The organism is Streptomyces sp. NPDC127177, from assembly GCF_042672475.1.
Lineage (GTDB): Bacteria > Actinomycetota > Actinomycetes > Streptomycetales > Streptomycetaceae > Streptomyces.
Map to the genome: position 1 here is coordinate 20,775 of NZ_JBHXUW010000053.1, position 14,251 is coordinate 35,025.

Consider the following 14,251-nt stretch of genomic DNA (forward strand, 5'->3'; position numbering starts at 1 on the left):
ATCAGTGGTACCGGGGCGGGAAAGGGCGGCGTTCTCCGTGGCGTTGGACGAGGCACGACAAAGCACGCACGGCGGTGGCTGTACGTGCGGTGACTGTCCGCACGGGGCACGCGAGGGACACCGGCGCGCGGTGGCCGCGTTCCTGACCAAGCGGGACGAACTGGCCGCGGGCCAGGGACTGCCCACCGGGGTCGCCCGGTCCGCGTCCGCGACCCGGCAGTGGGTCTCGGACGAGCTGACCCAGTCGGCGCGCGCGGTCGCCGACCGGGGCCGGGAGGCGGGCGACGCCTGGCTGTACCGGGTGTGGCAGCGCACCCTGGTCATCGTGTGGGGCGCCGTCGCCGTACTGGCCGTCGCCGAGTCCGCGACCGCGATCGGCGCGGGCTGGAGCCACGCCCGTACCGCCGGGCTGGTCGCCGGACTCCTCACCGCGGGGCTGCTGACCGCCGCCGCCCACGTGCACCGGGCACGCGGCGGCCTCCTCGCCCCGCTGATCGGCGAGGACAACCGGCTCTCCACCTCCCGCACGGTCGCCGCGTCCTGGGTGCTGCTCGCCGTCTTCTCCGTGCTCGTCCTCGCGCTCCAACTGGCGGCGGCCTCCGGCCACTCGGAGCGCGACGCGCTGATCGAGGGCCTGGACCTGGCGCGCGGCGCCGGCGTGGTGAGCGTGCTGGCGCTGGTGTGCGCCGTCGCCGTGGTCGTCCGGCGGGTGGTGAGCGTACGGGTGCTGTCCGGGCGGCTCCAGAAGCTGCGGGCCGACCGGCCGCGCGCCGCGGATCTGCTGACCGACGACTCCGGCCGGGGCGCCTTCACCGATGTGAGCTACGTCCTGGTGTCCACCGTCGCCGTGGTCTTCGCCGCGGTCCGGCTGGCCCGGCGGCCCGAGCAACTGCCCGATCTGCCCTGGGGCCTTGCCCTGCTGGTGGCCGTATCGGCGGCTGCCTACCTGGCCGGCAAGTACACCGAGTCGGGCCGGCCGGTGGTGCTGTCGGTGGTCAGGTCCCGTGAGGCCGGCGACCTGGACGCGCCGATCCGGACCGGCGACGACATCGAGATCCGGGGCGCGGGTTTCGTGCCGCCCGGCGCCGGGGCCCCCGACAGGCTGGCCCGCATGGTCGTCCGGATCGGCCCGGTCCACGTGCACGTCCCCCTGATCCCGGTCCCCGGCGGCTTCGCCAACCCGACCGACACCGTGCTGACCGTGCCGGTGCCGGTGGAGGTGGAGCCGGGGGTGGTCGAGGTGCAGGTCGTCACGGCGGCGGGTACCGAGTCGAACCGGGTCGAGATCGACGTCACCGACTGAGGCGTCCGTGGATTCCCCGCACACCTGTTGAGCCCCGACCACGCCGCATACGTAAGGTCTGGTGACGGATCGAACGGTCCGGCGGGGGTCGAATGAATCCGTGGGCGGGGCCGGTGGCCCTCCGCACACGGGCTGCGGAAGGCGGGCGAACCATGCACGGGTACGGCACGAGCGGGCGAGGTCTGGGCGAGGCCAGGAGCCCGGGGGAGCTGGCGCGGGAGCATGCCCTGCTGCCACTGCGGATCTTCCTCGGCGTCACCTTCGTCTACGCGGCGATCGACAAGCTGACCGACAGCGCCTTCTTCCACACCACCGGCGCGGGATCCATCGGCGAGATGATGAGCGGGGTGCGGGACTCGGCCGCGATCCCGGGCCTCGTCGACCTCGCGCTCAAGAGCCCGTCCGGTTTCGGGTACGCCATCGCGTTCGGCGAACTCGCCGTCGGGATCGGCACCCTGCTCGGCCTGTGGTCCAGGATCGCCGCGCTCGGCGGTGCGCTGATCTCGCTGAGCCTGTGGCTGACCGTCAGCTGGCAGGCCGAGCCGTACTACCTGGGCAACGACCTCGCCTACCTCATGGCCTGGCTGCCGCTGCTGCTCGGCGGGGCCCCCACGTTCTCCCTGGACGCCCTTCGCGCTTCCCGGCGGCGCCGGATCATGTAGGCGGCCCAGGTGGTCAGGACGGCCGCCCAGACGCCGCCGGCGAAGAGCGCGGCGAAGAACACCAGCGGGGCGTTCCACAGGCCCGCGGCATCGGCCGCGTAACCGGCCGCCAGGGCCAGCAGCACCAGGCCCGCCACGGCCCGTCCGGGCCGGATCTCATGACGCAGCACGGCTGACCTCCACCTGTCCGAAACCGGCTTCCAGATCCAGCTCGACCGTACCGGCCGGCTTGCCGCCCTCGGCCGGCCGCATCGTCCTGCGCTCGTCCTGCGACGAGCGGACGTCCACATCGGCCCTGCTCCGGCCGTCCAGCAGCGTGATCGCGCCGAGGTCCGTCCGCGCGCGCACCTTCACCGTGACGTTCTCCGGAACCCGCACCAGGACCCGGCCGGCCCGGACCTCCACCCGGGTCCTGACCGTGCCGCCCTCGGGGACGGCGATCCGGGTGAGGTCCAGATCCGCCACCCCGGACGCCACCTCGTACCGCGGCTGCACGGCGGCGACCGTCGCCGGCCGCCACTCCTCGCGCACCCAGTGCGTGGAGATGTCCTTGGGGAGCGCGGACGCACCCGCGAGCAGCCCCGCCGTGATCACCGCGAGCAGGATCGTGCCGAAGCCCGTCCGGCCGAGGAAGGCGCTGATCAGCAACCCGGCCCCGAACACCGCGAGCGCGGCGGCCAGGCCGATCTGAAGACTCGTGCCGAGCGGCTGGGAGTCCCAGCTGAGCCCCGTGCCGAGGCCGCCCGCCGTCACCGCGAGCAGGAAGACGCCGCCGGCGATGGAGGCCGGTCCACGGTCGGCCTTCTCCCGCGGCTGCCGGGGCGCCCGGAACGGGGCATCGGCCGTCGCCCCGGACGGGCCTGCCGCCCTGCCGCCCATCGTCGTGTCCGCCGGCCCCCAGAGATAGCCGAGGCCCACCGGCCCCGACGTACCGTCCTTGATGATCGGGTCCCGCCACCAGGACGGAGTGCCCGGCCGCGGCGGAGCCTTCACCTCCGGCGGCGCGTCCGAGACGGCCTGCGCGGCCGCAGGGTGCAGCGGACCCTGCGGATCGGCCGTCCTGCGGTGCTGCGTCCAGACCGAGAAGCCGAGCACCGCGACGGCCAGCATCGCGGAGAACGCCAGCGTGCCTCCGTTGCCCAGCATGGACAGGAACAGGCCGCAGCCGATCAGCGCGAGCAGCACCGCGATCAGCGACGCCCCCTCGACCCGGCCCGAAAGCAGCCGGCGCGCCTCGTTCTCCTCCTCGCCCTCCAGCGGGACCAGCAGCCACGCGAAGCCGTAGAAGATCAGCCCGAGACCACCGGTCACGGAGAGCACCCCGAGCACGATCCGGAAGATCACCGGATCGACATCGCAGTACCGGCCGAGCCCGCCGCACACCCCGGCCACCACCTTCTGCCGCGGGGTGCGCCGCAGTTGCGGCGCCGGCCCGGGTGGTGACGGCGGTGCGGCTCCGGGCGGCGCGTCCTGAGGAACGGTCATGGCTCCATGGTGACGGGCGCCCGGCCCGTCCGGCACCCGCCCCGACCCTGGCCGATCCCTGATATTGCCCCGCCCGACCCTGAGGGGACCGTTCCGCCGGCCCGGCCCGCAGCCCCCGTAACCCGCATCCGGCTCTCAGGGTCGAAGTGGGGGCCGACCCTGATGCCACCACCCCTGCGCGCGTGTGACGATCGGGGCATGCCAGCCGCCACCGCCCGAGCCGCCAGCTCCCTCACCCCCGACCCGGAGGAGCCACCGCTGCGCAAGCTGTACCGCAGCGCCGACGGACGGCTGCTCGGCGGTGTCGCACGCGGACTCGCCGGACACCTCGGGCTGCCGGTCGCCTGGGTGCGGTTCGTCTTCCTCGGACTGTTCTTCGCGGACGGCCTCGGCGCGCTCCTGTACGCCGTGTTCTGGATCGTCGTCCCGCTCGGTGTCGGCGGTGTCGACAGCCCCAGGTCCGTCTTCGAGACCGCCCCCGACGGCAGACGCCGGCTCCGCAAGCCGGACCGGGGCCAGGTCTTCGCCCTGGTCGCGCTGCTCGTCGGCGCCGTGATCTTCGTCAGCAACGTCGACATGGGCAGCAAGGCCGACCGCTACATCTGGCCCACGCTGCTCATCGGCGCCGGTTCCGTCCTGGTGTGGCGACAGGCCGACAACGCCCGCCGCGCCCGCTGGATGGAGGTCGGCAGCCGCCGCCGGGTGCTGCATCTGGCCCGTGGGCTCGCCGGGGTCGCCCTGGTCGGCCTCGGCCTGGCCGGTTTCATGGTGGTACGCGGCTCCGCCGCCCAGCTGGGAAACGTCCTCACCGCGGCCATCGCCGTCCTCACCGGCATCGCGCTGCTGGCCGGTCCCTATCTCGTACGGATGACACAGGACCTCTCCGAGGAACGCCTGATGCGCATCAGGGCCCAGGAGCGGGCCGAGGTGGCGGCCCATGTGCACGACTCCGTCCTGCACACCCTCACCCTGATCCAGCGCAACGCGGAGGACCCGGGCGAGGTCCGCAGACTGGCCCGTGCCCAGGAGCGCGAGCTGCGCAACTGGCTGTACAACCCCGAGGGCACGGGCAAGGACGAGGACGACGAACCGGAGACCCTGGCCGAGGCCGTCAAGCGCGCCGCCGCCGAGGTCGAGGACAAGCACGGTGTCCCGCTGGAGGTCGTCGTCGTCGGCGACTGCCCGCTCGACGAGAGGCTGACCGCACAGATGCAGGCCGCACGCGAGGCGATGGTCAACGCCGCCAAGTACGGTGGCGAGGGCGGGGCCGTACAGGTCTACGCCGAGGTCGAGGGCCGCACGGTCTTCGTCTCGGTGCGCGACCGGGGTCCCGGATTCGATCTGGACTCCGTGCCGGGGGACAGAATGGGCGTACGAGAATCGATCATCGGCCGGATGCAGCGCAACGGCGGTACCGCCCGGCTGCGTTCGGTGCCCGGCGGGGGCACGGAAGTCGAGCTGGAGATGGAGAGGACGAGCGATGAACGGGACCACTGAGGCGACCGGGGGCCACGAGGGCCCGGAGCGCCGGGTACGAGTCGTGCTCGTCGACGACCACCGGATGTTCCGCACCGGCGTGCAGGCCGAGATCGGCCGCACCGAGGAGACCGGTGTCGAGGTCGTCGGCGAGGCCGCCGACGTCGACCAGGCGGTCACCGTCATCACGGCGACCCGCCCCGAGGTCGTCCTCCTCGACGTCCACCTCCCGGGCGGTGGCGGCGTCGAGGTGCTGCGCCGCTGCGCCCCCTTCATGGGCCCGGTCGAGAACCCGGTGCGCTTCCTCGCGCTGTCCGTCTCGGACGCCGCCGAGGACGTCATCGGAGTGATCCGCGGCGGCGCCCGGGGCTATGTCACCAAGACCATCACCGGCGCCGACCTGGTCGACTCGGTCTTCCGGGTCCAGGACGGCGACGCGGTGTTCTCGCCCCGGCTGGCCGGCTTCGTCCTGGACGCCTTCGCCTCGACGGACGCGCCCCCGGTCGACGAGGACCTCGACCGGCTCACCCAGCGCGAGCGCGAGGTGCTGCGGCTGATCGCCCGCGGCTACGCGTACAAGGAGATCGCCAAGCAGCTGTTCATCTCGGTGAAGACGGTCGAGTCGCACGTCTCGGCGGTGCTGCGCAAGCTCCAGCTCTCCAACCGTCATGAGCTGACCCGCTGGGCGACGGCCCGACGGCTGGTCTGAGCCGGGCGGTCAGCCGGTCGGCCGCTCCGGGTCGAGCGAGATGTTGAGCTTCTCGCCGACCCTGCGGTAGCCGATGCCCGCGTAGATCCGCTCCACGTCCGCGTCGCCCGGCTCCAGCCACACGACGCGGCAGCCACGCTCGAAGGCCGTCTTCGTCAGATGGGCGGAGAGGGCGGCTCCGATGCCCCGCCGCCTGAAGCTGGAGGCGACCGCGAGACCGGCCAGCTCACTGAGACCGTCGACCGGTACCGAGCAGCCGCCCGCGCCCGCCGGGGCCCCCTCGACGGTGGCGAGCACGGCGACCCCGCCGCCGGCCGCCGCGTTGCGCAGCCACTCGGCCGTACCGTCCTCGGGCTCGCCGGTCCCGCCGTACCCGAGGTGCTGGACGAGGGCGGCGGCGGCGAACTCCGCGTCGGTGCCGGGCTCCGCCGTCACCACCCCGTCCACCGGCTTGGGTGCCAGCAGGTCCCCGGGGGCGCAGGCCAGGATCGGGGCCCGGTTCTCCACGGTGAACCCGGCTTCGAGCAGAGCGGGTTCGACCGCGGGCGCCCAGCCGGGCAGATACTCCAGGCGCGGCATCCGGTCCAGCTCGCGGAAGGCCGCGATCAGTGCGTCGAGTTCGCCGGGCGTCGGCTCGGCGCCCTGGTCGGGGATCGCGTAATTGGCGTACTTCAGCGACCAGTTCGGGTTGTAGCGGATCACGAACGAACCGACCCGGACGTGGTCCGGGGAGCGGAGCGTCAGCGTGCGGGCATGGGTCTGGACTTCGACGTCCATGGGCATGTGTGGGTGTCCCTCGGTCCGGTGGTTCGGAAGGACGGGAGCCTATGCCACCCGGGTCGCTCCGGCGAAGGGCATTTCGTCGATCGGCGCGATACGGACCGGGGCGCCGGGACGCGGGGCGTGGATCATCCGGCCGTTGCCGATGTACAGGCCGACGTGGCTGACGCCCGAGTAGAAGAACACCAGGTCCCCCGGGGCGAGTTCGGACCTGCCGACGCGTCGGCCGGCGTTGATCTGGGTGTACGTGGTGCGGGGGAGCGAGACGCCCGCGGAGCGCCAGGCCGCCTGGGTCAGGCCGGAGCAGTCGAACGACGAGGGGCCGGTCGCGCCCCAGACGTACGGCTTGCCGAGGGCCCCGTAGGCGAAGGCGACCGCCTCGGCCGCGCGGGCGTTCGGCGCGCGGCCGGAGCCGCGCGGGGAGCCGCGGTCGGCGTGACCCGTGCCGCGGCCGCCGTCCGAGGCGTCGTAGGCGGCGCGGTCGGCGGGGGAGAGGCGGGCGAGCAGCTTGCGGGCCTCGGCGAGCTTGGACCGGACCGTCGCCCTGTGCTTCTTCAGGTCGGCCTGGCGGGTGGCGAGTTCGGCCAGCTGTCCTGCCGCCTCGGACCGCACCTGCGCCACTTCGGCGACCTGGCGTCGTACGGTACGCAGCTCGGTGGCCCGGCCGTCGGCGGCCCGCTCGACGTACGAGGCGCGCTGGAGGTACTGGTCCGGGTCCGAGGAGAGCGCCAGCTGCACGGACGGGTCGAGGCCCCCCGAGCGGTACTGCGCGGCGGCGTAGGAACCCAGTTCGTCGCGCGAGGCGTTGAGCCGCTCCGTCCTGCGGGCGGCCTCGTCGCGCAGCGCGTCGATGGACTCGGCGGTGTCGGCCGCCTTCACCTTCGCGCCGTTGTACTGCTCGGTGGCGACCTCCGCCTCCCGGTACAGCCGGTCCACCTCGGCCTTGACCTGGGCGGTGGTGGGCGTCGGGTCGGCCTGCGCGGATCCCGGCAGCGCGGCAGCGGTCGCGGCCCCGGCGAGGGCGAGGGTCGCTGCGGTGCGGGCAGCAGAGCCGGTGTACAGGCGCTGCTTGGGTTTCCGGTGCGCGGCCACGAGGGCGGTGGTCCTTCCTGTCGACTGCCCGTCGGGGTCTACCGGCGGGCCCGCCCCGGTCCGGCGGCGGGTCGCCAACAGGGGGAGCGGCCCGCCGCCGGATCTCACGGCGGGGTGACCGGAAGGCGCCGTCCGGGTGCGGAGCGGCGGTGAAGCCGGTCACCTGGGTAGGGACGCTAAACCCGGGGCACGGGCAGGAGTCGTAATGACGCTTATTGCCCGAATTTGGCGGGGCGTTGTTGCCGAGTGACAGGAAAAATTGCACCAGAGTCAGGCAATTGGTGCATTCATCAGTCAAGTGGCGAGTAAGTCTCACCTGGCTTCCGGAGGCTGATATGGCCCGGACTAGGGTGCGGAACCATGCGTGTACTCATCGATGTCTTCGTCGCCCTGCACATCATCGGGATCGCCGCCCTGCTGGGTGGTTTCCTCACCCAGATGAAGGCGATGGGGGCGGGGACGGCGCGGTTCGTGCCGGGGATGCTGCACGGCGCGCTCACCATGCTGGTGACCGGTATCGCGCTGGTCGGGCTCGACCAGGCCGACGACCACCCCGTGAACAACGTCAAGATCGGCATCAAGCTGCTGATCCTGGTCGTCATCCTCGGCATCGTCTACGTCAAACGGGACGAGGAGAAGGCCGAGAAGGGCCTCTTCGCGGCGGTGGGCGGACTGACGGTCGTCAACATCTTCATCGCCACGCTCTGGACCTGAGCGGTCGTCGGCGACCGGTGACACATCACCGGCCGCCGACGGTTACGGCACGGCGTCCCGGTCGACCCGCCGGCCCTCCCGCCGCAGCGCCTCCTCCGCACCGGCTCGGTCCTCGGCCCACTCGTGGCCGCCGACCCGGCGATGACCGGGACCGTGCGGGCGGCCGCTAGCCCGGCCGCACGCTGCCGTAGATCGGCATGTAGTAGATCGACTCCTCGCGCACGTTCGCCCCCGGCTTGGGCGCGTGGATCATCATGCCGTTGCCCTTGTAGATGCCGACGTGGCTGATGTCGTCGTAGAAGAAGACCAGGTCCCCGGGCTGCAGATCCGCCGTCGCGATCCGGGTGCCGACGTTCACCTGGTCCCAGGTGGTCCGCGGAATGCTGACACCCGCCGCCTTCCAGGCCGCCTGGGTGAGCCCCGAGCAGTCGTACGACGACGGGCCGGTCGCCCCCCATACGTACGGCTTGCCCATCTGGGCCCTGGCGAACGCGAGGACCTTCTCGGCCTTCGTCGTGGCGCTGCTGTCCGAACCCGAGCCGGTGCCCGAGCCCGAACCGGTGTCCGTACCGCCGCCGGCCTCCTTGGCCTTGCGGTCGGCCTCCGCCTTCGCGGCGGCCTGCTTCTCGGCCAGCTCCGCCGCCTTGCGCTTGGCCTCCGCCTTCTTCTTCCGCTCCAGCTCCGCGAGGCGCGCCTTCTCCTCGGCGGTCAGCTTCGACAGCAGCGTGCGGGCCTCGGTCAGCTTGTTCTGGACGTTCTGCTTGCTGGTGCGCAGCCGGGTCTGCGACTCGGTGAGCGTCTCCAGGCCGGTCACCGCCTCGGCACGCTTCTTGGACGCCTCGACCTGCTTCGTACGGAAGTCCGTGACGGCCTGCTGCTGGTTCCTGGCCATCCGGTCCATGAGGTGCGTCTGGTCGAAGAACGACTGCGGGTCGTTGGCCAGGAAGAAGGTGGCCGTCGGTGCGAGCGCGCCGTCGCGGTACTGGGCGGCGGCGTAGTTGCCGAGCGTGCGCCTGGCCTCGTTCAGCTTCTGGGTGCGCTCGGCGATGTCGTCCAGCAGCGTGTCCACCTTGGTGCGCTGCTTGGCGGTGGCTTCCTTGGCCTCGTCGTAGTGCTGGGTCGCGGTGCCCGCTTGCCGGTAGAGGTCGTCGACCTTCTTCTGGACGTCCTCGATGCTGGGCTTCGGGGCCGGGGCCGCCAGTGCGCTCTGCGTGGAGAGCAGGGTCACCGAGGCGAGTGCCGCCGTCGTGAACCCGATGGCCGGTGTGGTGCTGCGCACCCGGGGGCGCGGTTTGCGATGCGAGGCCAAGGCCGGCATCTCCTTCCGTGGACCGCCTACCGGGTTAGCTGTCGGGTTCGGGCGGAACGGAAGGCTGCCCTACGGTCCTGGTGGGAGGTTCGGACCGATTCACCCCGGTGATGCGTGTGGGTCCCCGGTTCCGGGCTCCCGCACGGGCAGCCCGAATTCGGCGTGGACGTCCGCTCGGCGTGGTTCGCCTCGGGGGTACGGGCCGCCCGAACGAGCACGCTAGCCAACTCATGGTGTCGCTGTGAAGGTTGATGTTCGATATGCCCGATACATTTTCGTGACCTTGCGGAACCTGCCCGCTCCCGGCGGGATGAGCGGCCGGGAACCCTGCGCAGAGTGGGAAGCGGCTCACCGTGCGTGTTCCCGGCCGGTGCGCGTTCTCCCCATGCGGCCCCGGGTGTCAGTGGGGCGCCCTAGACTCGTACAGCGATGAGCAGCCTCTTTGACGACAGTTTCCTGGCCGGCCTCCAGCAAGCGGAGGACGGGCCCCCGCCGCCCCCCGAGGACTCCGCACCCGAAGCGGTGCCGGAGGACCTCTTCTCGGGCGTGTTCGACGGGCCTCCGTCGCCCCGCGACGCGTACTACCGCGACGGGGCGCACCGCCCGGTCATCGACGCCGCCGCGCTGCTCGACGGGCTGAACACCGAGCAGCGCGCCGCCGTCGTGCACGCGGGTTCCCCGCTGCTCATCGTCGCCGGGGCCGGTTCGGGCAAGACCCGGGTGCTGACCCACCGCATCGCCCATCTGCTGGCGGAGCGCGGGGTGCACCCCGGCCAGATCCTCGCGATCACCTTCACCAACAAGGCCGCCGGTGAGATGAAGGAGCGCGTCGAGCAGCTCGTCGGGCCCCGTGCCAACGCCATGTGGGTGATGACCTTCCACAGCGCGTGCGTACGGATCCTGCGCCGCGAGTCGAAGAAGCTCGGTTTCACCTCCTCGTTCTCGATCTACGACGCCGCGGACTCCAAGCGGCTGATGGCGCTGGTCTGCCGCGACCTCGACCTCGACCCGAAGCGCTTCCCGCCCAAGTCGTTCACGGCGAAGGTGTCGAACCTGAAGAACGAGCTGATCGACGAGGAGACCTTCGCGGGCCAGGCCGCGGACGGCTTCGAGAAGACGCTCGCCCAGGCCTACGCGATGTACCAGTCCCGGCTGCGCGAGGCCAACGCGCTGGACTTCGACGACATCATCATGACGACGGTCCACCTGCTCCAGGCCTTCCCCGACGTCGCCGAGCACTACCGCCGCCGCTTCCGGCACGTCCTGGTCGACGAGTACCAGGACACCAACCACGCCCAGTACACCCTCGTACGGGAGCTGGTCGGCCCGGCCGGACCCGAGGACGCCCCCGCCGAGCTGTGCGTCGTGGGTGACGCGGACCAGTCGATCTACGCCTTCCGCGGCGCGACCATCCGCAACATCCTCCAGTTCGAGGAGGACTACCCGAACGCGACCACGATCCTGCTGGAGCAGAACTACCGCTCCACGCAGACGATCCTGTCCGCCGCCAACGCCGTCATCGAGCGCAACGAGAGCCGCCGCCCGAAGAACCTGTGGACCAACGCCGGCACCGGCGCCCGCATCACCGGTTACGTCGCGGACACCGAGCACGACGAGGCGCAGTTCGTCGCCGACGAGATCGACCGGCTGACCGACGCGGGCGACGCCAAGGCCGGTGACGTCGCGATCTTCTACCGGACGAACGCGCAGTCCCGTGTCTTCGAGGAGATCTTCATCCGGGTCGGCCTCCCCTACAAGGTCGTCGGCGGGGTGCGCTTCTACGAGCGCAAGGAGGTCCGGGACGTCCTGGCCTACCTCCGCGTCCTCGCCAACCCCGAGGACACCGTCCCGCTGCGCCGCATCCTGAACGTGCCCAAGCGCGGCATCGGCGACCGGGCCGAGGCGATGATCGACGCCCTGTCGCTGCGCGAGAAGATCACCTTCCCGCAGGCGCTGCGCCGCGTCGACGAGGCCTACGGCATGGCCGCCCGCTCCGCCAACGCCGTCAAGCGGTTCAACACGCTGATGGAGGAGCTGCGCACGATCGTCGAGTCGGGCGCAGGCCCCGCGGTGGTGCTGGAGGCCGTTCTGGAGCGGACCGGCTACCTCGCCGAACTCCAGGCGTCCACGGACCCGCAGGACGAGACCAGGATCGAGAACCTCCAGGAGCTCGCCGCCGTCGCCCTCGAATTCGAGCAGGAGCGCGGTGAGGACGAGGGCACGGGCACCCTCTCCGAGTTCCTGGAGAGGGTCGCGCTCGTCGCCGACTCCGACCAGATCCCGGACGAGGACACCGACGGCTCCGGCGTCGTCACGCTGATGACGCTGCACACGGCGAAGGGCCTCGAATTCCCTGTCGTCTTCCTGACCGGCATGGAGGACGGCGTCTTCCCGCACATGCGGGCGCTGGGCCAGGTGAAGGAGCTGGAGGAGGAACGCCGGCTCGCCTACGTGGGCATCACCCGTGCCCGCGAGCGGCTCTATCTGACCCGGGCCGCGATGCGCAGCGCCTGGGGCCAGCCCTCGTACAACCCGCCGTCGCGGTTCCTGGAGGAGATCCCGGAGCAGCACCTGGACTGGAAGCGGAAGGGGCCGATGGCGGCCCCGGCGGGACCGACGTCGGGCATCACCTCGTCGCTCTCGGCGTCCCGTTCACGCTCCGGCCCCTCGGGCTTCGCGACCCGGCGCACCTCGGACAAGCCGACGATCACGCTGGTGGTCGGCGACCGGGTCACCCACGACCAGTTCGGTCTGGGCACGGTGACGGCGGTCGAGGGCGTCGGTGACCAGGCGAAGGCCACGGTCGACTTCGGGGACGAGCGGCCGAAGAAGCTGCTGCTGCGCTACGCGCCGGTCCAGAAGCTGTAGCCGGGGGCGGCCGGCGCCGGCCGCCGGCTCAGGTCGGGTCGACGCCGTGGCTGCGGAGCCAGGGCAGCGGGTCGATGGCCGCGCCGCCGCCGGGCCGCACCTCGAAGTGCATGTGCGGGCCGGTCGAGTTGCCGGAGCTCCCGGAGTATGCGATGACGTCACCGGCCTTGACCGGGCCCGAGCGGATCCTGGTGCTGCTGAGGTGGCAGTACCAGGTCTCGGTGCCGTCGGCCATCGTGACGATGGCCATGTTCCCGTACGCGGTGTTGTACTGCGTACGGACGGTCCCGTCGGTCGCGGCCATCACCGGGGTGCCGTACTGGACGGGGAAGTCGATGCCCGTGTGCACGGACATCCAGTTGACGCCCGCCTGGCCGAAGTACGCGCTGAGGCCGTGCTCCTTGACCGGCATGACGTACTTGGGCCGCAGGGCCTCCTTGCGGGCGGCCTCCTCGGCGCGCTTCTTCTTGTCTGCGGCCTGCCGCGCCTTCAGGTCGATGCGCTCCTGGGTGCGGCTGGCGCGGTCGGCGAAGTTCTCCGCGTCCGCGCTGAGGTTGGCGAGCTGGGTGTCCAGCTTGTTGTTGACCGCGACGGGCTTGACCGAGCCGGGATCGGCGGCCGCCATCGTCGTGGTGTCGTCCTTCTTCTCCTCGCCGCCGCCCATGCCGCCCACGGAGGCGGCGGCGATACCGGCCACGCTCATCACACAGGCGGACGGAACGGCGACGGTGAGGAGTGCGGAACGCTTGGCGGGCGAACGCCTGCGGCTGCGGCTGCCGCCACCGCGGGAGGCCGGACGGCCCGTGGGGCGGTGGGAGTCGGCCCGGGGCGTGGCGTGGTCATGGTCCTCGGCGTCGTGGCCGGCGGGGATGTCGTAGTCGTCCGGTCCGGCCTCGGGGCCGCCGTGGGCGTCGAGATCCGCATCGAGCTGCGCCTCGGCCCCCGGGTCGGGCTGCGCCTCGGGTCGTGGATCGGGCTCCGGGACGCTGAACTCGTACGTTTCGTACGGGTGCTGTGCCGTCTGTTCGGTTCCGTACGAGCCCGTCAGGGTTTGCATGGTTTGCTGTGTGTGCTCGGGCGTGGCGCCGGTGTTCCAGGCGGTGGCGTCGTAGGCGCCGGTGTCGTATCCCGCCGTGTCGGTGCTTGCCCACTGGCCGTTCGCGTACCAGCCGGACGTGTCCCACTGGCCCGAGGAGTCCGGTGCGCCGCCCTGCGCCGGGATGTTCGCGGCGTAGCCGTCGGTGGGCACCCAGGTTGCGCCGGTGTCGTACTGCTGCGGGGCCGCGTCGTACTGCGGGGCCGCCTCGTACTGCGGATGCTGCTGGTGGTGGGGGGCGTAGGCCGTGTAGTCGGCGGGGTGGCCGTACTCGAAGGTCTGGTGTGCGCCCGTGTCCCACTGGGTGGAGTCGTACTGGCCGCTGTACCCGGCCTGCCCGTTGTCGTACGGGGCGGCGTAACCGGGAGTGGTGTCGTACGAGCCGTCGTAGCCGCCGGGAAGGGAGCCGAAGAGCGGGTCGCTGTCGAAACTGCCCGTGGAGTGGCTGTCGTATCCGACGTACCCGGCGTGGGGGTGCTGGTCGTTCACCAACTTCTCTCTCGCCTCGGCAGCAGGACCTGCGCCCGACGGGTCCGGTGGGGGACTCCGGGGGGAAAGCAGTGGCCGCGACTGTACCCGGCGGTATGCGACGCCGACAATCTTCCACGGCTGGGGAGCGCTCAGGAAACGGGCAATCGGCCGCCTTTCGGCGGACCGCTCACAGAGCCTTGGCTCTACGTTCGAAACCCGTTCTATTTGTGGGCGCGGCGGGCTGTTGACGGGGTGCCCACCGAGCCCTGCCGGTCGACCACTGGGG

At 71.7% G+C, this 14,251-nt stretch carries 12 protein-coding genes and 1 riboswitch; of the genes, 6 read left to right on the plus strand and 6 right to left on the minus strand.

Annotation, left to right across the window (positions count from 1 at the left end; translation table 11 throughout):
• The first annotated feature begins 37 nt into the window (after positions 1 to 37).
• Both ACFVJX_RS27660 and ACFVJX_RS27665 read left to right on the plus strand, forming a co-directional pair.
• Positions 38 to 1,303, plus strand: coding sequence for a hypothetical protein (locus ACFVJX_RS27660; protein WP_384123195.1), 1,266 nt, complete (start codon positions 38 to 40; stop codon positions 1,301 to 1,303).
• Between the two features lie 152 nt (positions 1,304 to 1,455).
• Positions 1,456 to 1,965, plus strand: a complete 510-nt coding sequence (locus ACFVJX_RS27665; protein ID WP_384123193.1) for a DoxX family protein — start codon at positions 1,456 to 1,458, stop codon at positions 1,963 to 1,965.
• Here ACFVJX_RS27665 and ACFVJX_RS27670 read toward each other — a convergent pair.
• Both ACFVJX_RS27670 and ACFVJX_RS27675 read right to left on the minus strand, forming a co-directional pair.
• Positions 1,872 to 2,135, minus strand: a complete 264-nt coding sequence (locus ACFVJX_RS27670) for a hypothetical protein (protein WP_384123191.1) — start codon at positions 2,133 to 2,135, stop codon at positions 1,872 to 1,874. The two genes, ACFVJX_RS27665 and ACFVJX_RS27670, sit on opposite strands and share 94 nt — an antisense overlap.
• The gene (locus ACFVJX_RS27675; RefSeq protein ID WP_384123189.1) at positions 2,122 to 3,450 is read right to left on the minus strand and encodes a PspC domain-containing protein; all 1,329 of its coding nucleotides are present in this window, start codon (positions 3,448 to 3,450) and stop codon (positions 2,122 to 2,124) included. Before ACFVJX_RS27675 ends, ACFVJX_RS27670 begins: the two co-directional genes overlap by 14 nt.
• Before the next feature lie 198 nt (positions 3,451 to 3,648).
• On the opposite strand from ACFVJX_RS27675, the gene ACFVJX_RS27680 reads away from it, so the two are divergent.
• Both ACFVJX_RS27680 and ACFVJX_RS27685 read left to right on the plus strand, forming a co-directional pair.
• Positions 3,649 to 4,947: a PspC domain-containing protein gene (locus ACFVJX_RS27680; RefSeq protein ID WP_384123187.1), complete on the plus strand. Its 1,299-nt coding sequence runs from the start codon at positions 3,649 to 3,651 to the stop codon at positions 4,945 to 4,947.
• Positions 4,931 to 5,635 carry a LuxR C-terminal-related transcriptional regulator gene (locus ACFVJX_RS27685; protein ID WP_384123185.1) on the plus strand — a complete coding sequence of 235 codons (705 nt, stop codon included), beginning with the start codon at positions 4,931 to 4,933 and terminating at the stop codon, positions 5,633 to 5,635. The genes ACFVJX_RS27680 and ACFVJX_RS27685 overlap by 17 nt, the downstream gene beginning before the upstream one ends.
• 9 nt (positions 5,636 to 5,644) lie before the next feature.
• On the opposite strand, the gene ACFVJX_RS27690 is transcribed toward ACFVJX_RS27685, so the two are convergent.
• Both ACFVJX_RS27690 and ACFVJX_RS27695 read right to left on the minus strand, forming a co-directional pair.
• On the minus strand, positions 5,645 to 6,418 hold the full coding sequence (locus tag ACFVJX_RS27690; protein WP_384123183.1) for a GNAT family N-acetyltransferase: 774 nt from the start codon (positions 6,416 to 6,418) through the stop codon (positions 5,645 to 5,647).
• Positions 6,419 to 6,460: 42 nt separating this feature from the next.
• Positions 6,461 to 7,507 carry an NlpC/P60 family protein gene (locus tag ACFVJX_RS27695; RefSeq protein WP_384123181.1) on the minus strand — a complete coding sequence of 349 codons (1,047 nt, stop codon included), beginning with the start codon at positions 7,505 to 7,507 and terminating at the stop codon, positions 6,461 to 6,463.
• 360 nt (positions 7,508 to 7,867) lie between these two features.
• Between ACFVJX_RS27695 and ACFVJX_RS27700 the strand changes: the two genes are divergently transcribed.
• Positions 7,868 to 8,221, plus strand: coding sequence for a hypothetical protein (locus ACFVJX_RS27700; RefSeq protein WP_384123180.1), 354 nt, complete (start codon positions 7,868 to 7,870; stop codon positions 8,219 to 8,221).
• 166 nt (positions 8,222 to 8,387) lie between these two features.
• Here the strand turns inward: ACFVJX_RS27700 and ACFVJX_RS27705 are convergent, their stop codons facing one another.
• Entirely contained in the window at positions 8,388 to 9,539 is a 1,152-nt protein-coding gene (locus tag ACFVJX_RS27705) for an NlpC/P60 family protein (protein WP_384123179.1), read from the minus strand.
• Positions 9,538 to 9,703: riboswitch (cyclic di-AMP (ydaO/yuaA leader) on the minus strand. It overlaps the preceding gene by 2 nt.
• Before the next feature lie 256 nt (positions 9,704 to 9,959).
• On the opposite strand from ACFVJX_RS27705, the gene pcrA reads away from it, so the two are divergent.
• Positions 9,960 to 12,398, plus strand: coding sequence for a DNA helicase PcrA (pcrA, locus tag ACFVJX_RS27710; protein ID WP_384123177.1), 2,439 nt, complete (start codon positions 9,960 to 9,962; stop codon positions 12,396 to 12,398).
• 28 nt (positions 12,399 to 12,426) lie between these two features.
• Here pcrA and ACFVJX_RS27715 read toward each other — a convergent pair whose 3' ends face one another.
• Positions 12,427 to 13,983: a peptidoglycan DD-metalloendopeptidase family protein gene (locus tag ACFVJX_RS27715; RefSeq protein ID WP_384123175.1), complete on the minus strand. Its 1,557-nt coding sequence runs from the start codon at positions 13,981 to 13,983 to the stop codon at positions 12,427 to 12,429.
• Positions 13,984 to 14,251: the final 268 nt, after the last annotated feature.